General features: G+C 73.2%; 21 protein-coding genes. 2 read left to right on the forward strand and 19 right to left on the reverse strand.

The window, feature by feature from the left end; all coding sequences use genetic code 11:
* Positions 1 to 20: 20 nt before the first annotated feature.
* The 3 genes from ACFV3I_RS06005 to ACFV3I_RS06015 are packed head-to-tail and all read right to left on the reverse strand — an operon-like array spanning position 21 to position 1905.
* Positions 21 to 830 (reverse strand): flagellar motor protein MotB, encoded by an 810-nt coding sequence (locus ACFV3I_RS06005; protein ID WP_136031172.1) that lies wholly within the window; start codon positions 828 to 830, stop codon positions 21 to 23.
* Complete coding sequence (locus ACFV3I_RS06010) at positions 827 to 1639, reverse strand: motility protein A (RefSeq protein ID WP_136031174.1); 813 nt, start codon at positions 1637 to 1639, stop codon at positions 827 to 829. Before ACFV3I_RS06010 ends, ACFV3I_RS06005 begins: the two co-directional genes overlap by 4 nt.
* Positions 1639 to 1905: a flagellar FlbD family protein gene (locus ACFV3I_RS06015; protein WP_378822551.1), complete on the reverse strand. Its 267-nt coding sequence runs from the start codon at positions 1903 to 1905 to the stop codon at positions 1639 to 1641. The genes ACFV3I_RS06010 and ACFV3I_RS06015 overlap by 1 nt, the downstream gene beginning before the upstream one ends.
* A 262-nt stretch (positions 1906 to 2167) precedes the next feature.
* Here ACFV3I_RS06015 and ACFV3I_RS06020 point away from each other — a divergent pair, with 262 nt between their 5' ends.
* The gene (locus ACFV3I_RS06020; RefSeq protein WP_378803452.1) at positions 2168 to 3526 is read left to right on the forward strand and encodes a M23 family metallopeptidase; all 1359 of its coding nucleotides are present in this window, start codon (positions 2168 to 2170) and stop codon (positions 3524 to 3526) included.
* 186 nt (positions 3527 to 3712) lie between these two features.
* On the opposite strand, the gene ACFV3I_RS06025 is transcribed toward ACFV3I_RS06020, so the two are convergent.
* Positions 3713 to 5017 (reverse strand): FAD-dependent oxidoreductase, encoded by a 1305-nt coding sequence (locus tag ACFV3I_RS06025; RefSeq protein ID WP_378822552.1) that lies wholly within the window; start codon positions 5015 to 5017, stop codon positions 3713 to 3715.
* Between the two features lie 84 nt (positions 5018 to 5101).
* On the opposite strand from ACFV3I_RS06025, the gene ACFV3I_RS06030 reads away from it, so the two are divergent.
* The gene (locus ACFV3I_RS06030; protein ID WP_136037091.1) at positions 5102 to 5443 is read left to right on the forward strand and encodes a helix-turn-helix transcriptional regulator; all 342 of its coding nucleotides are present in this window, start codon (positions 5102 to 5104) and stop codon (positions 5441 to 5443) included.
* Positions 5444 to 5523: 80 nt separating this feature from the next.
* Here ACFV3I_RS06030 and ACFV3I_RS06035 read toward each other — a convergent pair whose 3' ends face one another.
* The 15 genes from ACFV3I_RS06035 to ACFV3I_RS06105 form a co-directional block, all read right to left on the reverse strand.
* Positions 5524 to 6684 carry a flagellar hook protein FlgE gene (locus ACFV3I_RS06035; RefSeq protein ID WP_136034174.1) on the reverse strand — a complete coding sequence of 387 codons (1161 nt, stop codon included), beginning with the start codon at positions 6682 to 6684 and terminating at the stop codon, positions 5524 to 5526.
* 25 nt (positions 6685 to 6709) lie between these two features.
* Positions 6710 to 7168 (reverse strand): flagellar hook capping FlgD N-terminal domain-containing protein, encoded by a 459-nt coding sequence (locus tag ACFV3I_RS06040; protein ID WP_136037090.1) that lies wholly within the window; start codon positions 7166 to 7168, stop codon positions 6710 to 6712.
* A gap of 14 nt (positions 7169 to 7182) precedes the next feature.
* Entirely contained in the window at positions 7183 to 8685 is a 1503-nt protein-coding gene (locus ACFV3I_RS06045; protein ID WP_378822553.1) for a flagellar hook-length control protein FliK, read from the reverse strand.
* Positions 8682 to 9104: a hypothetical protein gene (locus ACFV3I_RS06050; protein ID WP_206251671.1), complete on the reverse strand. Its 423-nt coding sequence runs from the start codon at positions 9102 to 9104 to the stop codon at positions 8682 to 8684. The genes ACFV3I_RS06045 and ACFV3I_RS06050 overlap by 4 nt, the downstream gene beginning before the upstream one ends.
* Positions 9101 to 10393 (reverse strand): FliI/YscN family ATPase, encoded by a 1293-nt coding sequence (locus tag ACFV3I_RS06055; protein ID WP_136031071.1) that lies wholly within the window; start codon positions 10391 to 10393, stop codon positions 9101 to 9103. Before ACFV3I_RS06055 ends, ACFV3I_RS06050 begins: the two co-directional genes overlap by 4 nt.
* Positions 10390 to 10998: a FliH/SctL family protein gene (locus ACFV3I_RS06060; protein WP_378803457.1), complete on the reverse strand. Its 609-nt coding sequence runs from the start codon at positions 10996 to 10998 to the stop codon at positions 10390 to 10392. The genes ACFV3I_RS06055 and ACFV3I_RS06060 overlap by 4 nt, the downstream gene beginning before the upstream one ends.
* On the reverse strand, positions 10988 to 11992 hold the full coding sequence (gene fliG, locus ACFV3I_RS06065; protein ID WP_136031068.1) for a flagellar motor switch protein FliG: 1005 nt from the start codon (positions 11990 to 11992) through the stop codon (positions 10988 to 10990). The genes ACFV3I_RS06060 and fliG overlap by 11 nt, the downstream gene beginning before the upstream one ends.
* Positions 11989 to 13614: a flagellar basal-body MS-ring/collar protein FliF gene (gene fliF, locus ACFV3I_RS06070; protein WP_206251669.1), complete on the reverse strand. Its 1626-nt coding sequence runs from the start codon at positions 13612 to 13614 to the stop codon at positions 11989 to 11991. The genes fliG and fliF overlap by 4 nt, the downstream gene beginning before the upstream one ends.
* On the reverse strand, positions 13614 to 13919 hold the full coding sequence (gene fliE / locus ACFV3I_RS06075) for a flagellar hook-basal body complex protein FliE (protein WP_136031064.1): 306 nt from the start codon (positions 13917 to 13919) through the stop codon (positions 13614 to 13616). The genes fliF and fliE overlap by 1 nt, the downstream gene beginning before the upstream one ends.
* The gene (locus ACFV3I_RS06080) at positions 13916 to 14311 is read right to left on the reverse strand and encodes a flagellar basal body rod protein FlgC (protein WP_136031062.1); all 396 of its coding nucleotides are present in this window, start codon (positions 14309 to 14311) and stop codon (positions 13916 to 13918) included. Before ACFV3I_RS06080 ends, fliE begins: the two co-directional genes overlap by 4 nt.
* Entirely contained in the window at positions 14308 to 14649 is a 342-nt protein-coding gene (locus tag ACFV3I_RS06085; RefSeq protein WP_136031061.1) for a flagellar basal body protein, read from the reverse strand. Before ACFV3I_RS06085 ends, ACFV3I_RS06080 begins: the two co-directional genes overlap by 4 nt.
* A 110-nt stretch (positions 14650 to 14759) precedes the next feature.
* Complete coding sequence (locus tag ACFV3I_RS06090; RefSeq protein ID WP_136031059.1) at positions 14760 to 15056, reverse strand: hypothetical protein; 297 nt, start codon at positions 15054 to 15056, stop codon at positions 14760 to 14762.
* Positions 15053 to 15439 carry a flagellar export chaperone FliS gene (gene fliS, locus ACFV3I_RS06095; protein WP_136031073.1) on the reverse strand — a complete coding sequence of 129 codons (387 nt, stop codon included), beginning with the start codon at positions 15437 to 15439 and terminating at the stop codon, positions 15053 to 15055. Before fliS ends, ACFV3I_RS06090 begins: the two co-directional genes overlap by 4 nt.
* A 2-nt stretch (positions 15440 to 15441) precedes the next feature.
* The gene (fliD, locus tag ACFV3I_RS06100) at positions 15442 to 16830 is read right to left on the reverse strand and encodes a flagellar filament capping protein FliD (protein ID WP_136035470.1); all 1389 of its coding nucleotides are present in this window, start codon (positions 16828 to 16830) and stop codon (positions 15442 to 15444) included.
* 88 nt (positions 16831 to 16918) lie between these two features.
* Positions 16919 to 17749, reverse strand: a complete 831-nt coding sequence (locus tag ACFV3I_RS06105) for a flagellin (protein ID WP_136031054.1) — start codon at positions 17747 to 17749, stop codon at positions 16919 to 16921.
* Positions 17750 to 17764 lie beyond the last annotated feature (15 nt).

The raw sequence follows: 17764 nt of genomic DNA on the forward strand, positions 1-17764 counted from the left end.
GGGCGTGCGTTAGGGAGGGGTCAGGGGGAGGTCTGCGCCGCGCCCGCGGCGGGGAGCAGCGCTCGCACCTCCTCGCTCGCATCGGAGAGGACCACGATGTCGACGCGGCGGTTCTCGGCCAGCTGCTCCGGGGTGCTGCCGGCGACCACGGGACGGGTGTCGCCGAAGCCCACCGACTTCAGGTGCGCGGGCGGCAGGCCGGCCGACTCCACCAGGTAGCGCAGCACCTGGGTCGAGCGCCCGGCCGACAGCTCCCAGTTCGTCGGGAACGGCGCGACGGAGCCCCGGGCGTCCGCGTGGCCCTCGACCGAGATCTCGTTGGGCGTCGTGACCAGCACCGATCCCAGCGCGTCGAGCACCTGCGTGGCGGCGGGGCTCAGCGCGGTGCTGTTGGTGGTGAAGAACGTCTCGGCGCTCACCAGGCCGATCGTGAGGCCGCGCTCGTCGATCGTGAAGGTCACGTCGGCTTCGAGGCCGCGCTCGGCGAGCACCTGCCGCAGCCGGTCGCGCAGCGCCGACAGCTCGTCGAACTCCTGCTGCGCCGCCGCGGCCTCGGTGTCGGCGAAGTCCTGGCCCTTCTCGTCCACCAGCTCGGGCGGCACCACGACACCGGTGACCGCGTCGATGTCCTCGGAGGGCTCCTGCCCGAAGCCGGTGGCGAGCGACGCGCTCAGCGCCTCGAACTTCTCCTGGTCGACGGTCGACATCGCGAACAGCACGATGAACATGCACATCAGCACCGTGACCATGTCGAGATACGACGCCATCCAGCGCTCGTCCGGTCCGCTGTGCTCGGACTCGGTCACGCGGCGGCGTGCGCGCACGCTCATGAGAACAGGTCCTCGGCGTCCTCCGCGGGTGCGGGCTGCTCGGTGCGACGCGAGCGTCCGCCGGACCGGTCGGACACCAGCGCACCCAGGCGCTCCCGCACCAGCTGCGGTGCGGCGCCCGCCTGGATCGCGAGCATGCCCTCCATCAGCACGGTCATGCGCTCCAGCTCCAGCTCGCCCAGGCGCTGCAGGCGTCCGCCGATCGGGAGCCAGATGAAGTTGGCCGACAGCAGGCCCCACAGCGTCGCGACGAACGCGGCCGCGATCATCGGGCCGAGCGTGTCGGGCTTGTCGAGCTTCTCCAGCACGTGCGTCAGCGACACGACCGTGCCGATGATGCCGACCGTGGGGGCGAAGCCGCCCAGCGTCATGTAGAAGCGCGAGGCCGTGCGGTTGCGGGCGGCGGTCGAGGTCAGCTCGTCCTCCAGCAGCACCCGAAGGTCTTCCGCGTCCGTGCCGTCGGCGATGCTCTGCAGTGCCTGCCGGAGGAACGGGTCCTTCTCCTCGTCGAGGCCCTGCTCGAGGGCGAGCAGCCCCTCCGACCTGGCCTTCTCGGCGTAGCCGACGACCGTGTCGATCATGCTCTGCGCGGTGCGGCGCTCGCCGCGGAAAGCTCGGGGGAGCGACTTCACGGCGTGCAGGGCGTCGCGCAGCGTGCCGCTGGCGAGACCCACGGCGATGGTCGCGCCGAACACGAGCACCATCGGGGCGGGCAGGAGCAGCGAGCCGATGGTCGCGCCCTCGAGGTTGATCATGGCGATCAGGGCCCCGAACGCGAGGACCAGACCGAGGATGAGCGACGGATCCATCAGGCCTCCGTCCCGGCGGCGGCCGTGTCGACGGTGTCCGTGTCGACGGTGTCCGTGGCGACGAGGGCGGCAGCGGTGGCGAGCACTCCCGCGCGGAAGCGGGTGGTGCGGGCGATCACGTCGTCCATCGTCTCCGTGACGACGAAGGTCGCGCCGTCGACCATGATCAGTGTCGTGTCGGGCGTGGCCTGCACACGTTCGATCAGGTCGGGGTTCACCGCGAACCGGGTGCGGTTCAGGCGCGTGAGGACGATCATGGGCTCCATCCTGGAAGGCTCGCTCCGTCCGGAGACGGAGAACAGACGGCCCGTCCTGGGCTGTCGGGAGGGACTGTCGGCCGTGCGGCGCGACGCGTTAGGGCGCGGGGTGCGCGACGCGCCGGCGACGCCCCGACCTGGCGCGTGCGCCGTGTCGCAGGCGGCCGGGCGCGTCGACCGGGGTCAGCATGGACGGGACCGGACCCGACCGAGAGCGCATCGACGTGCGCGCGGCGCCGGAGGCGGCCCGGAAGAGAAGGAGACGCACCCCGTGAAGCAGCGAACCCCGCAGACGGCGGCCGAGACGGCGGCGGAGGACTGCGGGTGCGCCCCGACCCCCGCCGAACGCGAGTCGCTGTGGCGGGTGAACGTCAGCCGCCGCGGCGCCTTCGGGCTCGGGGCGCTCGGCGTGGTCGCGCTCGCCGCGTTCGGCGTGGGCACCGGGGTGTCGGCCGCGTACGCCGCGACCTATCCGAGCTGGGACGACGTGCAGCGGGCCAAGAACAACGAGGCGGCCAAAGCGGCCGAGGTCTCGCGCATCGAGGGGCTGATCCAGTCGCTCACCCGCAAGGTCGCGGAGACGCAGGCGGCGGCGCAGGTCGCGTCGGACGAGTTCTACGCCGCCCAGCAGGCCTACTTCGCGGCGATCACCGAGGCGGACAACCTCCAGGCGGAGGCGGATGAGCAGTCCGCGCTCGCCGAGTCGTCCGCGAAGAAGGCCGGACAGATCGCGGCGCAGCTGTACCGCAGCGGTGGTGACGACACCTCGCTGCAGCTGTTCTTCGCCGGCTCCGGTGCGAGCGCCGACCAGCTGCTGTCACGGCTCGGCACGATGGACAAGTTCCTGCAGTACAACCAGTCGGTGTACGACAACGCCGTCGCGGCGCGCAACGCCGCCCAGTCGCTGAGCGACCAGGCCGCGGTCGCCCGTGATGAGCGCGACCGGCTGCAGCAGGTCGCCGAGCAGAAGATGGAGGCGGCACAGCAGGCCGCGGAGGCCGCGCAGGCCGCGCTCGACGAGCAGTCGGCGAACCTGGCGACCATGCAGGCGCAGCTCGCGGCCCTCAAGGACACCACGGCCACCACGGTCGCGCAGTACCAGGCGGGTGTCGCGGCGCGCGAGGCCGAGGAGAAGGCGCGACGCGAACGTGAGGCCGCCGCGGCGGCTGCGGCGGGCGGCGGCAACGGCGGCGGCGGAGGGTCGGCCGGTTCGGGCGGCTGGGTGCGGCCGCACGGCGGGGCCCGCAGCTCCAGCTACGGACCCCGCACATCGATCTGCGGCCCTCGGGGCTGCTCGTCGAGCTTCCACTACGGCGCCGACCTGGCGAACGGCTGCGGTGCCGCGATCTACGCCGCGAACTCCGGCACCGTGGACTACGCCGGATCCAACGGCAACTACGGCAACTACGTGCGCATCCAGCACGGCGGCGGCGTGAGCACGGGCTACGCGCACATCAAGAACGGCGGCATCATCGTGCGCCGCGGCCAGTGGGTCAACGCGGGCCAGGTCATCGCGTACGCCGGAGACACCGGCCGCTCGTTCGGCTGCCACCTGCACTTCGAGGTGTACATCAACGGCGGGTACACGAACCCCGTCCGCTTCATGGAGGACCGCGGCGTCTACGTCTGACCCCGCGGAGGCGCGGCGATCGACCCGGTGGGTGAGCCGTGTGCGCAGCCCGCCTGCCGCTCGGCTCAGCTCGACGGATACGACGGCGGAGTAGCGGCCGCGTTACTGAGGTTTATGGGTACTAAACCTCAGCAACGATCGCGTTACTGAGCTTTATGGATGCTAAACCTCAGTAACGCCCCCGCGTCAGCCCACGCTGACCGGGCGCGAGCCGAGCTGGAGCACGGTCGGCGCGCCGCAGCAGCCGCCTCCGGCTTCGGCGTCGAACCCGCCCGCACCGCCGCACACCCCGGTGGCGGGGAGCACGAGCTCATTGCGCGCGGCGGCCTCGTGGTCGCCCGCGAGGTGCGCGACCACGCTCCGGACCTGTTCGAAGCCGGTCAGTGCGAGGAACGTCGGCGCCCGGCCGTACGACTTGGCGCCGACGACGAACAGGTCCTGTTCGGGCTGGGCGAGCTGTCGCGCACCGGTGGCGGGCACGGAGCCGCACGAGTGGATGTTGGGGTCGATGTCGGCGGCGATGCCGGCGACGGCGTCGAGGGTGGGGTCGAGGGCGATGCGCACCTCGCGCAGGAAGCTCGTGTCGGGCCGGAACCCGGTGAGCGCGAACACCTGGGCGACCCCGGCGATCTCGCGGCCGTCCTCCGCGTGCAGCGAGAGCGTGTCGCCGTGGGAGGCGAGCTCGGCGACGCGGAACCCGGTGACGAGCTCGACCGTCCCGGCGTCGACCACCTCGCGCGCGCGGCGGCCGAGGGCGGCGCGCTCGGCGAGGTCGTCGGCGTCACCTCCGCCGAAGGTGTGCCCTGTGCTGCCGCGCCGCAGGAGCCAGGTGACGCGGGTGCCCGGTTCGCGGCGGGCCAGGTCGGCGAGGCGGAGAGCGGTGTGCGTCGCGGAGTGCCCGGCCCCCACGACCACGACGTGCCGCCCGGCGAACGCGGACACGTCGTCGGGGATCCGGTACGAGACCCGGTCGGCGGCTGCGGTCTCGCCCAGGGCGGGGAAGCCGTCGGCGCCCGCGGGGTTGGGAAGGCCCCAGGTGCCGCTCGCGTCGATGACCGCTCGGGCGACGATGCGGCCCTCCACGCCCTGGCGGTCTCGCGTGTGGACGAAGAACGGCTGCGCCGCCCGGCCGCTGTCCACGACCCGGTCTCGTCCCTGTCGGGCGATCCCGGTGACGGTGGTCGCATAGCGCACCCGCTCGCCCAGGCTCGCGGCGAGGGGTGCGAGGTAGCCCTCGACCCATTCGGCGCCGGTGGGGTACCCGCGGCTCGGCGCGACCCAGCCGGTGGGTTCGAGCAGGCGGCGCGCCGCCGCGTCGGTCAGCTCGGGCCACGCGGAGAACAGGCGCACGTGCCCCCATTCCGCCACGGCGGCCCCGGCGGCGTCGCCGCGTTCCACGACGATCGCGTCGAGACCGCGCTCGGTCAGGTGGGCGGCGGCGGCGAGGCCCTGCGGGCCGGCTCCGATGACGACGACGGGTAGTGCGGACATCCGATGCTCTTCGTATCGATGAATATCAATACGAGGAGCATCACGGATCTATCGAAGAATGTCAATACGTGAGAGACTGGACTGGTGAGTCTCCCCACCGTGATCGACCAGACCGCGTGCTGCGTGCCGCGGGTGACCTCCGCCCTCACGCCGCACGACGCCGAGCGGGCGGCGCGCGTGTTCAAGGCGATGGGCGATCCGACCCGGGTCCTGCTGCTGTCGCTCATCTCGGGCAGCCCGGAGGGGGAGGCGTGCATCTGCGACCTCACCCAGCCCGTCGGGCTGTCGCAGGCGACCGTGTCGCACCACATGAAGCTGCTCGCCGAGGCGGGACTGGTCACGCGTGAGCAGCGCGGGCGGTGGGCGTACTTCGCGGTGAACGACGAGGTGCTCCGCGCCGCCGCCGACGCGCTGCGCCCGGCCTGACGCTCCGCCCGCTCCACCAAGCCGTACGAGACGGGAGGGTCCCCGACGCGCGGTGGACCCTCCCGTGCGACCCCGCGGGATCAGCGCTTGAGGTTGGTCAGCTCCTGCAGCACCTCGTCGCTCGTGGTGATGATGCGTGCGTTCGCCTGGAAGCCGCGCTGGGCCACGATGAGGTTCGTGAACTCCTGCGACAGGTCGACGTTCGACATCTCCAGCGCGCCGCTGATGATGCCGCCCAGGCCCGCGGTCCCGGCCTGACCGAGCTCGGGCTGACCCGAGTTGCCGCTCGGACGGAACTGCGAGGAGCCGACCTTCTCGAGTCCGCCGGGGTTGACGAAGCCGGCGAGCGCGATGCGGGCGAGCACCTGGGTGTCGCCGTTGCTGAACGTGCCGACCAGGCTGCCGTCGTTGGTCAGCGCGTAGGAGGCGAGCGTGCCGGCCGGCTTGCCGTTCTGCTCCTTGAGGGCGAGATCGCTCACGTCGGCGAAGCCGGTCACGGCGGACAGGTCGACCGTGATGCCGCCCGACACGATGCTGCCCGCGCCGTTCTGCTTCCCGTCGGTGAAGGTGAGCGAGGTCGTGGCACCGGCACCGTCGGCCACGTCCCACCCGGTCGCGGTGCGGGTGAACGTGAGGCGCAGCGTGGTGGCGGCGCCGTCGGCGTCGTAGGTCTTGATGTCGCGGACGAGGGTCTCACCCACGGCGGCACCCGAGGGCAGGTTCCCGGTGGCGCGGGCGGTCGTGGTGGCCGCGGCGGGGCTCAGCGCTCCGACCGGGAGGGTGATGTCGCCGATGCCCTGGCCGGGAACGATCGCGCCGTTCTGCGCCGTCCAGCCCTGCACGAGCGCGCCGCCCGCGCCGACCAGGCGACCGGTCGCGTCGAACGTGAAGCCGCCGTTGCGGGTGTACAGGGTCTCGCCGCCCGACCGCACCACGAAGAAGCCGTCGCCCGAGATCATCAGGTCGGTGGGCACACCGGTCGGCTGCGGGGCACCGCCGGCGAAGTTGGTGCTGATGCCGGCGACCTGCACGCCGAGGCCCACCTGGGCGGGGTTCTGACCGCCCTGGGCCTGCTGCGGCAGCATCGAGTTGCGCAGCAGCTGCGACAGCGAGTCCTGGAACTGCACGGACGACGCCTTGAAGCCGGTCGTGTTGACGTTGGCGATGTTGTTGCCCGTCACGTCGAGCATGGTCTGGTGCGAGCGGAGGCCGGAGATTCCGGAGAAGAGCGAGCGGAGCATGGTGATGCCTTTCTGGGGAGAGGGGTCAGGCAGCGGAGCCGGGAGCGAGGGAGACGCCGGAGACGGCGTCGAGGGGGATGGAGACGTCGCCGATCATGACGAGCGGCACCGCCCCCTTGTAGGACACCGCGGTGACGATGCCCTTCTTGGTGGTGCCGTCGGCGTCGACGTACTGCGCCTCGCGCCCGATCAGCGCGGCGGCGGTCTGGCGCATGCTGAGCGCGAAGTTCTCGGTGGTGGTCGTCGACAGCGCGGTGAGCTGCTCCATCGAGGCCAGCTGCGTGGTCTGCGAGATCATCTCGTTGGTGTTCATGGGCGAGCTGGGGTCCTGATTGGTCAGCTGTGTCACGAGCAGCTTCAGGAACACCTCGGAGTCGAGGGTCTTCTTGCGCTCGGACGCGGGGGTGGTGCTGCCCGTCTGCACGCCGGACGCGGGCGTGCTGCCCGGGGGGATCGTGCCGGGGATGGAGTCGACCGTGGTCATGGGGTCCTCTCTGATCAGGCGTAGACGTCGATGCCGCCGTGCGGCGGGGCGGTCGGGACGGGCGGCGGTGGTGCGGGCGAGGTCGACGGCAGGGGCCGCGCGGCCGCGGGCTGCCGGTCGGTGCCCTGGCCCCCGGTGGTGCCCTGGCCTCCGGCGGAGGGGCCCTGCGGGGTGGACGAGCCGGGGCCGTCCGACGACGAGGCGAGACTCAGGGTGGCCTGGGGCGCGGCGACGGCGAGGTCGCGGCGGAGGTCGGCGAGGATCGCCCGCAGCGCCTCGCGGCCGAGCTCACCGGGCGCCTGCAGCTCGATGCGGATCGCGGCGCCGGAGATGTGGGCGCGCACGGTCACCGGTCCCAGGTTCTCGGGCGACACCGTGAGCGTGATCCGGTGGTCGCCGTCGGACGCGCGGGCGAGCGAGACCACGGGCGCCGACAGCTGCGGCAGGAGCGGGGTCCGTGCCGCGGCGGCGGGCGCGGCGGCGGGTGGAGCGGCGGCGGAGGCCGGGCTGCTCGGGGCGACGGCGGCCACGGGGGCTGCGCCCTCCGACGCCGGGGACGGACCGGCGGCGGGGCTCGCGGTCGCGGCGGTGGCGGGTGCGGATGCGGGGGTCGTCGCGGCGTCGGTGGCGGCGTCGGGGGCGGAGCCGGTGTCGCCTGGCACGAGGCGCAGGGGCGGTGCGGTGTCGGTCGTCGCGGTGGCGGGCGCGGGGGCGGACGACGTGGTGGAGGGCACGGGAGTCGCAGCCGCGGCGGGCGCGGGGGCGGCTGCGGCGGCCGCGGGGGAGGACGCGGCGGGCGCGTGCGCGGGGGAGGCAGCTGCGGGGGAGGCGGCTGCGGGGGAAGCGGCTGCGGGGGAAGCGGCTGCGGGGGAGGCGGTCGTGGCCCCCGCCGGGGAGGCCGCCCCGTCCGCCGCGGTCGCCCCGAGCGCGGAACCGACGGCACCCGGGAGCGGCGCGGGAGCCGTCGCCGGAGCGAGGGCTGCCGCCGCGGTCGCGGAGGGTGCGGGCGCCGCGCGGACGGGGAGGGCGTCGGCGTCGGCGCGGAGTGCGCGTAGCGTGTCGACGCCCGGGGCCATGCCACCGGAGGCGGTGTCACCCGCGGGCGTCGCGACCTCGGGCACGCCGGGTGCCGCGGGCCCGGTGCCACCCGCGAGCGTGCCGTCGGCCGGGGCAGCGGGGGTCGCCGCAGCGGGGGGTGCGGGCGGCGCCGTGGTGGGGGCGGGGTCGAGGTCTCCGGCGCCGGCGCCGGTGGGGTCGGCCGGCGCCGGGCGCGGCTCGGTCGGGGCGGCCGTCCCGGGGGCGGACTCCGCGGACGGAACCGGGGTCTCGGCGGCATCCGCGGATGCCGTCGCGCTGCGACCGCGATCCTCGGCGGCGTTGCGGCGCTGGGCCGAGCGCTCGGCATCGCGCACCGCGTCGGCGAACGCCGCGGCCCCCGCCGACGGCGCGGCCGCCGGGCCGCCGGAGGGGCGGGGTGCGCGCGCGCCGAGCGCGCCGAGGAGGTCGATCGGGGTCACCGGGGGTCCTCCGTCCGCGTGCGCGTGCCGATCTCGTCGAGCTCCGCCTGCTCCGCGTGCAGGTCGGTGGCACGGAGCTCGGCCGCGTGGGCGTCGGCCAGGCGCTCCAGGCCGCGCAGCGTGCGGCGGGCGTCCGCGTGCTCCGCGCGCGCCTCGGCGACGGTCTCGTGCTGCAGTTCCGACAGCGTGCGCAGGTCGGCGAGCAGCGCGCGGCCAGCCACCCGGGCGGCGGCGAGCGCGGCGAGCGAGCGCACGTCGACGGCCTCGGTGTCGGCGCCGGACAGGTGCGCGCGCAGGGCCCGGTCGCGCGCCTCGGTGTGCTGCGCGTCGATCACGGCCCGCGACAGCCGCTGCGCCGCGGCACGCTCCTGGATCTCCCGCACGCGCAGGAGACCGGCCAGCGAGAACGAACGACTCATGCGACCCCCTCGAAGGCGCCGACCAGGGCGTCCAGCCGGCGCCACGACTCCTCGATGTCGCAGGTCTCGTCGAGCGACTGCGTGAGGAAGGCGGAGATCTCCCGCTCGTGCGCGATGGCGGCGTCGATCCGCGGATCCGCTCCCGCGTGATACGCGCCGATGTCGATCAGGTCGGTGGCGCGACGGCGCGCGGCGAGCACGGCCCGCAGCGTCGCGGCGTGCGCCCGGCGCTCGGCCCCGGTGATCTTGCCCGCGACGCGCGACACCGAGCCGAGCACGTCGATCGCGGGGTGGTGGCCGGACAGCGCCAGGGCACGGTCGAGCACCACGTGGCCGTCGAGGATCGAGCGCACGGCGTCGGCGATCGGCTCGTTGTGGTCGTCGCCGTCGACGAGCACGGTGTAGATGCCGGTGATCGACCCGGTGCGGTCGGTGCCGGCGCGCTCCAGCAGCCCGGCGAGGATCGAGAACGTCGACGGCGGGTAGCCGCGCGTGGCCGGGGGCTCGCCCGCCGACAGCCCGATCTCGCGCTGGGCCATCGCCACGCGCGTGAGCGAGTCCATCATGAGGATCGCGTGGGCGCCGTCGTCGCGGAACGCCTCGGCGATGCGCGTGGCCGTGAACGCCGCCCGGATGCGGGCCATGGCCGGCTGGTCCGAGGTCGACACCACCACGACCGACCGGGCGAGGCCGGCAGGTCCGAGGTCATCCTCGATGAACTCGCGCACCTCGCGTCCGCGTTCGCCGACCAGCGCGATCACGGTGACCTCGGCCTCCGTGCCGCGCGCGATCATCGACAGCAGCGACGACTTGCCCACCCCGGAGCCCGCGAACAGGCCGACGCGCTGACCGCGGCCGACGCTCACGAGCGTGTCCAGGGCGCGCACGCCCAGGGGGAGCGGGGCGGTGATGCGGTCGCGCTCCAGGAGGGAGGGCGTGGCGTGGTCGAGGCTCACGGTGGGGGCGACGAGCGGGCCCTTGCCGTCGATCGGGCGGCCGAGCCCGTCGAGGATCCGCCCGAGGAGCGCTCGTCCGGTGGGCACCCGCACCGGACCGCCGCTGCCGCGGACGGGCGCGCCGACCGTGAGCCCGGCGACCGGGGCGAGCGGCATGCACCGCAGCCCGTCCTCACCCGTGGCCACGACCTCGGCGTCGATGCCGTCGAGCGTCACGACGTCACCCACCGCGCCGTCGAGTCCGCGCACGTGCACGCTGAGCCCGCGTACCCGGGTGACCTCGCCGATGCGCTCGGGTCGTACGGCGTCGCGCACCGCGCCCCAGGCCGTCATGTCGCGCTCCCGTCGAGCGCGCGGCGGGCACGGTCGAGCGCGGCGGAGACCCGGGCGTCGACCACCCCGTGCTCCGGCACCGCGACGGCGTCTCCGCGGTCGAGCGTGGCGTCGGCCACGAGGGTGAAGCCGTGGCCGGCCGTCTCGGGGTCGCGCTCCAGCACGCGCAGGTCGTCGGGGTGCACCCGGACGGTGCGGGCGGCCGCGGCCTCCGGGGCGGCGAGCACGCGGCGCAGTGCGGCGGCGGCGGAGGCCCCCGGTTCGCTCAGCTCGGCGGCGAGGATCAGCTCGGCCAGCTCGATCGCATGACGCAGCACCTGCTCGTGGGCGACCGCGGCGAGCTCCTGCTCGCGCGCTGCGATCGATGCGGTGGCCGCGTGGAGGGCGGCCACCGCGGCGGCGGTCTCGTGCGCCCTGGCGGCCTCACGCTGCGCCCGCTGCTCCTCGGCCGCCCTGGCCTCGGTCTCCGCCTGGGCGGCACCCGCGCGGTACCCCTCGGCGTGGCCCTCCGCGTAGCCGCGACGGCGTGCACGCTCCTGCTCGGCGCGGTGGTCGGGGCCGCCGAGCCGCGGGAAGGCCGCGGGGGCGAAGGCGTCAGTAGACATATTCGTCCTCGTCGGCGCGCTGCACCGTGATGTCGCCCGCCGCCTCCAGGGCTCGGATCGTGCGGACGATCTCGGCGCGTGCCTCCTCGACCTGCGACATGCGGACGGGGCCGAGCGTGCGGGCCTCCTCGTCGAGGTTCTCCCTGTTGCGCTCGGAGACGTTGCGGCGGATGAGGTCGACGATGGGCTGCGGGGCTCCCTTGAGGGCCAGCGCGAGCGAGCGGATGTCCATGCCGCGCAGCACGCGCTGCGTGTCCCGGTCGTCGAGCTTGACGATGTCGACGAACGTGAACATGCGCGAGCGGATGTCCTCCGCGAGGGCGCTGTCGCGGTCTTCGATGCTCGCCAGAAGCGCCTTCTCGATCGTCGCCCCGGAGCGGCCGATGATCTCCACGAGCGGCTCGACACCGCCCAGCACCTCCGGGGCGTCGCGCGACGCGAAGCTGCCGGTGCGCGACTTGAGGGCGTCGGCGACGATCGCGATGGCCTCCTGCGACGCGGTACCCATGGTCGCGATGGCCTGGGCGACGTCGGTGCGAGCGGGGTCGGGGAACGCGGCGAGCACCGCGGCGGCCTGATCCGCGGAGAGGTGGGCGAGCACGAGCGCGACGGTCTGCGGCAGCTCGCCGTCCAGCAGGGTGGCCAGTTGCGCGGGGTCGGCCGAGGTGAGGAACTCGAACGAGGCGCTCATCGAGGTCGAGCCGACGCGGCCCAGCACGGCCGCCGCCCGTTCGGCGCCGAACGACGCCTCCAGCAGTCCGGCCGCGATGTCGCGTCCGCCGCGTGCGGGCGGCAGGTGCCCGGCGGCGATGCGGTGGAACTGTCCGAGTGCCTGCGCCGTCGTGGCGGCGTCGAGGTCCTGCAGCCCGATGATCTCCGCGGCCACCGCCTCCGCCTCGGCCTCGGACAGGTGCTTCATCACCTCCACCGCCTGGGCGCGGTCGAGGTTCATGAGCACGACCGCGGCGGTCTGCCGGTCGGTCAGCCCGGTCACGCGTGCGACCGATCGTCGATGAGGGTGCGCAGCAGCTCGGCCGTGCGCTGCGGATCCTGCCGGGTGAGGGCGCCGATCTCGGCGCGGCGGCGCTCGAGGCTGACCTGGGCGGGCTCCGGGTCGGGCTCGGGCTCCGGGTCGAGGTCGGGCGCCGGCTCCAGGAACGCCAGCGGGGTGGTCGGGGCCTCCAGCACGGCGGTGGGTGCGTCGGCGGACAGCGCCGACAGGGCGGGCGGCCGGTCGCCGAACAGCTGATCGAACTCCTCCACGCGTCCGGCCCGACGGCGGGCGCGGATGATGAACGCGGCGATCGCGGCGATCAGGGGGATCGCGATGGCCGCGGCGATGATGACGGTGTTGAGCAGGGCGGCCTGTCGTTCCGCGTTCTCGGCGTCCTTCGCGGCCTGCAGCGCCGCCTGCGCGGACTCGGCGTCGGTCTTGCTGAACGCGACCAGCTCGACGGTGAGGTCGTCACCGCGGGCGCGGTCGATGCCGGCGGCCGTGGACACCAGGTCGCTGAGCTGTGCGGAGCTGAGGTCGCCGCCCGCCCCGGCGTCGACGGCGACCGACACCGACTGCCGCAGCAGCGTGCCGGCCGGGGTCGAGGTGCTCTCGGTGGCCTTGTTGACCGCGTTGGTGCGGCTCTGCTCGGTCGCCGACGACGTGCCGCCGTTCTCGCTGGGCACGGCGATGTTGTCGGGGCCGAGCACGCCGGCCTCCGAGCTCGCGCCGTTCTGCGTCTGGCTGCGGGTCTCCTCGGTCAGAGGCGGGGCGCCCTCGGCCGGGGTGTAGGTCTCCTCGATGCGCTCGTTCACCGACCGGTCGATCTCGGCGACCACCGTGACGGTCGCGTTGCCGGGGCCGACCACCGTGTCGAGCATCTGCTGCACGCTCGCCGTGACGCGTGCCTCGTAGTCGCCCGCCTGCTGGTCGAGGCCGCCCGTCGAGCCGACGCCGACGGCCGACAGCGTGCGCCCGGTCTGGTCGACCACGGCGACGTTCTCCGGCTTCATGCCGCTGACCGCCGCGGAGGTGAGGTGCACGATCGCCTCGACCTGCTTCTGGTCGAGGGTGCTGTTGCCCGCGGTCTCCACGAACACGGAGGCGGTCGCGTCGACGGTCTCCGACACGAACACGCTCTCCTCGGGGATCGCGAGCTGCACGGAGGCGGCGGAGACCCCGTCGATCGCGGAGATCGTGGCGGCGAGCTCGCCCTCGATGGCGCGCTTGTACGTCACCGACTGCTGGAACTCGGAGGTGGTGACGCCCATGTCGTCGAGCAGTGAGTAGCCGGCGCTGTTGGCGCTGGGCAGTCCGGCGGATGCGGCGGCGAGGCGCTGGTCGTACACGTCCTTCTCCGGCACGAGGACGGTGGCGCCGCCATCGGCGAGCTCGTACGGCACCGACGCGGAGCGGAGCTGCTCGACCACGGCGTTGGCGTCGGTCGCGCTCAGCCCGGAGAACAGCGGGGTGTAGGTGGGGCGGGTGAGCCAGCTCGACAGGGCGATGATGCCGAGGGCGAGCACGGCGACACCGATGATGGCGATGGTGCGCTGGGCGAGCGAGAACCCCGCGATGACACGGCGGATGCGCTGGAACGCACCGGCGACGGCCGGGGGCATCAGGCCTGCATCCGCATGATCTCGTTGAACGCGTCGACGCCCTTGTTGCGCACGGCGGCGACGAGCTCGAGCGTCACGGCCGCGCGCGACGACGCGATCATGGCCGCGTGGATGTCGTCGAGGTCGCCCGTGACCGCGGCGACCTTGAGCGCGTCGGAGTCGGACTGCAGCGAGCGCAGCTCGTCGATCGCGCCCGTGACGCTGTTCGCGAAGGCGGAGCCGTCGGTCGTCTTCGCCCCGGTGACGGGGGAGGTGGTGAGGCCGAGGGACGAGGCGACGGCCTCGATTCCGGAGACCGCGCTCATGCGTTGCGTCCGATCTGCAGGGCCGACTCGTAGGTCGTGCGGGCTCGGTCGACGATCGCCGCGCTGGCCTGGTAGCCGCGCTGCGCGAGGATGAGCTGGCTCATCTGGTCGCCGAGGTCGATGTCGGGGTAGCGCACGTAGCCGTTCGCGTCGGCGAGGGGGTGGTCGGGCTGGTGCACGAGGCGGCCCTCGGCGCTGCCCTGCACGGTGCCGGCGACGTAGACGCCCGGCGACTGGGCGCTGGTCTGCGCGAGCACGTAGCGCGCACGGAACGCGGCGCCGTCGGTCGAGCGCACCGTGTTGATGTTGGAGATGTTGTCGCTGATGGCGTCGAGCCACTTGCGGTGCACGGTCAGTCCGGTGCCGGCGATGCCGATCGCGTCGAAGGTCATGAGGTCCTCATCGCGGTGCGCATGGAGGAGAACGAGCCGTTCACGGCCTGCGTCGCGAACTGGTAGCGCAGCATGGTGTCGATGCTGGAGAGGGTCTCGGTGTCGAGGTTGACGTTGTTCCCGTTGAGCCTGGTCGGCTCCAGCGAGGTGCCGACCGTCGCCGACACGCGTCCGTCGCCGCGGGCGATCGAGTCCGCGAGGGCCTCCTCGAACCGCACGCGCTTGGCGTGGTAGTCGGGGGTGTTGATGTTGGCGATGTTGTCGGCGATGGCCCGCTGGCGCAGCGAGAGCCCATCGAGCGCACTCGTGAGTGCGGTGATGGTGACAGAGTCGAACACGAACCGGCTCCCCGTGTGTGGTGGAAATGGCCGATCCCTGGCCGAGTCTTGCGAGCCATCCGTGCTCACGGTGCACTGTCGGCAGGCAGGCCGGGTGCGTTAGGCGGCCGTCAGCCGTCCACGTCGAGGTAGGCCGGTGCGTCGGGTTCGCGCGGTGCCGGTACGCGCCCCACGGCGCCGAGGTGCTGGCGGACGCCGTCGATCTCGTGGCGTACGCGGTCCATGGCCGCGCGCTGGCGGTCGATCACGCGGCGGGCGCGGTCGGCGAGGTGCGCGGGCAGCGGCGCGGGCGGCGGCGTCCAGGGCGGCAGCTCGTGCGTCTCGACGGCTCCGTCGGGTGCGGCGAGGATGCGCTCGGCCTCCTGCTCCAGCCGGTCCAGCAGCTCCTCCCAGGCGTCGGCGCTCACGCGCGGCTCTCCGCGAGCGACCGGGACGCCTCGTGCCAGGCGTCGCGCAGCGGGGCGACGATGCCGTGGCAGGCCCTGGTGCGTTCGGGGTCGCGGCCGATGTTCGCGCCGATGAGCGTCTGACTGAGGAAGACGTAGAGCGAGCGGAGGCCGGCGCTGCCGTTCCACTCGTCGGTGAGCGAAGACGACAGTTCGGCGACGATGGCCTGCGCGTGCTGCAGCTGCGCGTTCGCCTCGGCCCAGTCGCCCGCGCGCTGGGCGGTCTCGCCGCGTTCGATGTCGAGCAGCAGGCGGTCGTAGAGCATGGTGACCAGTCGCTCCGGCGGCGCGGAGAGGATGGCGTCCTCGCGGTAGCGCTGCTGGGCGCGCAGGGCGGCGTTCATGCTCACGAGTCCGATCCGGAGCGGCTGCTGGGGAGCGAGTTGATCTGCGACGCCAGGTACGACGATTGCGACTGCATCTGCGACAGCATCACCTCGAGCCGGGCGTAGGTGCGCTCGAGGGTGGCCTTGCGCTGCGCGAGGCGCACGTCCCAGCGCTCCATCTGCTCGCCGAGGCTCTTGACCTCGCTCTCCTGCCCGGTGATGCGGGTGGTGAGCAGTCCGTCGTACTTGTCGGAGAACGACGTCGCGGTCTCCTCGATGCGCGCGGCGACCGCGGAGAAGAGCGCGCCGACCGCATCCGGGTCCTTCGCGAGCTCCTCGGCGAATTTGTCCTCGTCGAACGTGAGCTTGCCGTACATGTCGGTCGAGATGCCGATGGTGGAGGGCGAGACGCCGTCGACCGGGTGCTGCACGGCGTCGGCGAGGGCGGTGCGCATGCCGCGGATGGTGCTGTCGCCGGTGAACACGCCGAGGGTGGTCTTGCCGCCCTGACCGGTGGGGACGGTCGCCTTCGAGCCGTTGTCGATGCGGGTGAAGATGTCGGTCACGAGGGCGATGAACTCGCCGGAGGCCTTGGTGCGGGCGGCCGTGTCGACGGCGACGGTCACGGTGACCGGGGTGGTGGAGGGGGTGGAGACGGTGACGTCGACGCCCTCGAACAGGTCGGTGAAGGTGTTGCTGGTCGAGGTGAGCACCTGCTCGGCGCCGGTTCCTGCCCACAGGCGCACCTGCGCGTCGGTGCCGGTGGCGATCACGGCCGCGCCGGTCTCGGTGGCGACGTCGGTCGCGGTTCCGTTCTGCACGGCGGCGATATCGCCGCGGTACACGCGGAAGCGCCCGGCCTCGCCGGAGTCCTCGGCGCGCAGCTGCAGGCGGTGCAGCGGGTTGCCGTCGGCGTCGCGCCCGGCGGGCACGGCGGTGGCCACGATCCCCGTGTCGGCGTCGTTGATCGCCTGCGCGATGTCCTGGATCGACGCGGAGTCGGCCTGCACCTGCACGCGCTCGCCCGCGGCGTTCTCCAGGGTGAGCACGGGCGGGTCGACGGCCCAGCCGCGCGAGGCGGCGGTGACGACGGTGTGGGTCTGGGCGACGCGGTCGACGACGATGTCGGTGGTGAGCGGGACGGCTCCGGCCCGTAGCGCGACCTTCACGGTGTCGGACGACGAGGTGCCGGTGAAGCGGTCGAGACCACCGGGGGCTGCGGCCTTCTCGGCGGCGGTCGCGAGGTTCTGCACGGCGGTGTTGAGGGTGCGCAGCTGCGTCATGACGGCGTTCTTGTCGTCGATCTTCGCCTTGAGCAGCGTGCGCGGGATCGCGTGCACGTCCATCAGCGCCTTGATGATGTCGGTGGTCTTCAGGCCGGACACGAGGCCGTCGAGCGAGAGCGACATGCGCGATCCCTTCCGTGTGGGGGAGGGTCCGGGTGGCGGACGGCGCCGTCCCCCCGACCCCCCGTGCGATTCCGTGCTGCGGTGCGGATCAGCGCAGCAGCTGGAGCACGCCCTGGTTGGCCTGGTTGGCCTGTGCGAGCATCGCCGTTCCCGCCTGCGACAGGATGTTCGCCGACGTGAACTTGACCATCTCGGACGCCATGTCGGTGTCGCGGATGCGGCTCTCGGCGGCGGCGAGGTTCTCGGCCGACACGTTGAGGCTGTTGATGGTCGACTCGAAGCGGTTCTGCAGCGCACCGTAGCCGGCACGTGCGGTCGAGACCGCCTGGATCTGCGTGTCGATGCCCGCCAGAGCAGCGCCGTACGATGCCGCGTCCGTCATGCCCGTCGCGAGCGTCTTGATGTCGGCACCGAGCGTGGCGAAGTTGGTCAGGTTCACCGAGATCTGGTCTTCGGCGGCGACCGCTCCCGCGCCCACCTGGAACGTCAGCGTCGTGCCGCCCGAGAGCAGCTTGATGCCGTTGAAGTTGGTGCTCGCCGCGATCCGGGTGAGCTCGTCGCCCAGGGCGGAGATCTCGGTCTGGATGGCGTTGCGCGACTTCGCGTTGTTCGAGTCGTTCGCGCCCTGGTTGGTCAGGTCGCGAACGCGCTGCAGGATGGAGTGCACTTCGGTCAGGGCGCCTTCTGCGGTCTGGATGACCGAGATGCCGTCCTGGGCGTTGCGGGCCGCGACGTTCAGGCCGTTGACCTGCGAGCGCAGGCCCTCGGAGATCGCGAGACCGGCGGCGTCGTCCGCTGCGCGGTTGATGCGGAAACCGCTCGAGAGCTTCTCGAGCGACTTCGACACGTCGTTCTGCGTGTTGGACAGGTTGCGGTAGGCGTTGAGCGCCGACACGTTGGTGTTGATCTGCATACCCATGAGGGTTTCCTCCGT

The organism is Microbacterium sp. NPDC059771, from assembly GCF_042732495.1.
In the GTDB taxonomy this organism is placed as follows: domain Bacteria; phylum Actinomycetota; class Actinomycetes; order Actinomycetales; family Microbacteriaceae; genus Microbacterium; species Microbacterium sufflavum.

Excerpts from the sequence above, each read along its gene's own strand:
- ACFV3I_RS06005 (WP_136031172.1), bottom strand. The coding sequence starts at position 830 with ATGAGCGTGCGCGCACGCCGCCGCGTGACCGAGTCCGAGCACAGCGGA.
- ACFV3I_RS06010 (WP_136031174.1), bottom strand. The coding sequence starts at position 1,639 with ATGGATCCGTCGCTCATCCTCGGTCTGGTCCTCGCGTTCGGGGCCCTG.
- ACFV3I_RS06015 (WP_378822551.1), bottom strand. The coding sequence starts at position 1,905 with ATGGAGCCCATGATCGTCCTCACGCGCCTGAACCGCACCCGGTTCGCG.
- ACFV3I_RS06025 (WP_378822552.1), bottom strand. The coding sequence starts at position 5,017 with ATGTCCGCACTACCCGTCGTCGTCATCGGAGCCGGCCCGCAGGGCCTC.
- ACFV3I_RS06035 (WP_136034174.1), bottom strand. The coding sequence starts at position 6,684 with ATGCTCCGCTCGCTCTTCTCCGGAATCTCCGGCCTCCGCTCGCACCAG.
- ACFV3I_RS06040 (WP_136037090.1), bottom strand. The coding sequence starts at position 7,168 with ATGACCACGGTCGACTCCATCCCCGGCACGATCCCCCCGGGCAGCACG.
- ACFV3I_RS06050 (WP_206251671.1), bottom strand. The coding sequence starts at position 9,104 with ATGAGTCGTTCGTTCTCGCTGGCCGGTCTCCTGCGCGTGCGGGAGATC.
- ACFV3I_RS06055 (WP_136031071.1), bottom strand. The coding sequence starts at position 10,393 with ATGACGGCCTGGGGCGCGGTGCGCGACGCCGTACGACCCGAGCGCATC.
- ACFV3I_RS06060 (WP_378803457.1), bottom strand. The coding sequence starts at position 10,998 with ATGTCTACTGACGCCTTCGCCCCCGCGGCCTTCCCGCGGCTCGGCGGC.
- fliF (WP_206251669.1), bottom strand. The coding sequence starts at position 13,614 with ATGCCCCCGGCCGTCGCCGGTGCGTTCCAGCGCATCCGCCGTGTCATC.
- fliE (WP_136031064.1), bottom strand. The coding sequence starts at position 13,919 with ATGAGCGCGGTCTCCGGAATCGAGGCCGTCGCCTCGTCCCTCGGCCTC.
- ACFV3I_RS06080 (WP_136031062.1), bottom strand. The coding sequence starts at position 14,311 with ATGACCTTCGACGCGATCGGCATCGCCGGCACCGGACTGACCGTGCAC.
- fliS (WP_136031073.1), bottom strand. The coding sequence starts at position 15,439 with ATGAACGCCGCCCTGCGCGCCCAGCAGCGCTACCGCGAGGACGCCATC.
- fliD (WP_136035470.1), bottom strand. The coding sequence starts at position 16,830 with ATGTCGCTCTCGCTCGACGGCCTCGTGTCCGGCCTGAAGACCACCGAC.
- ACFV3I_RS06105 (WP_136031054.1), bottom strand. The coding sequence starts at position 17,749 with ATGGGTATGCAGATCAACACCAACGTGTCGGCGCTCAACGCCTACCGC.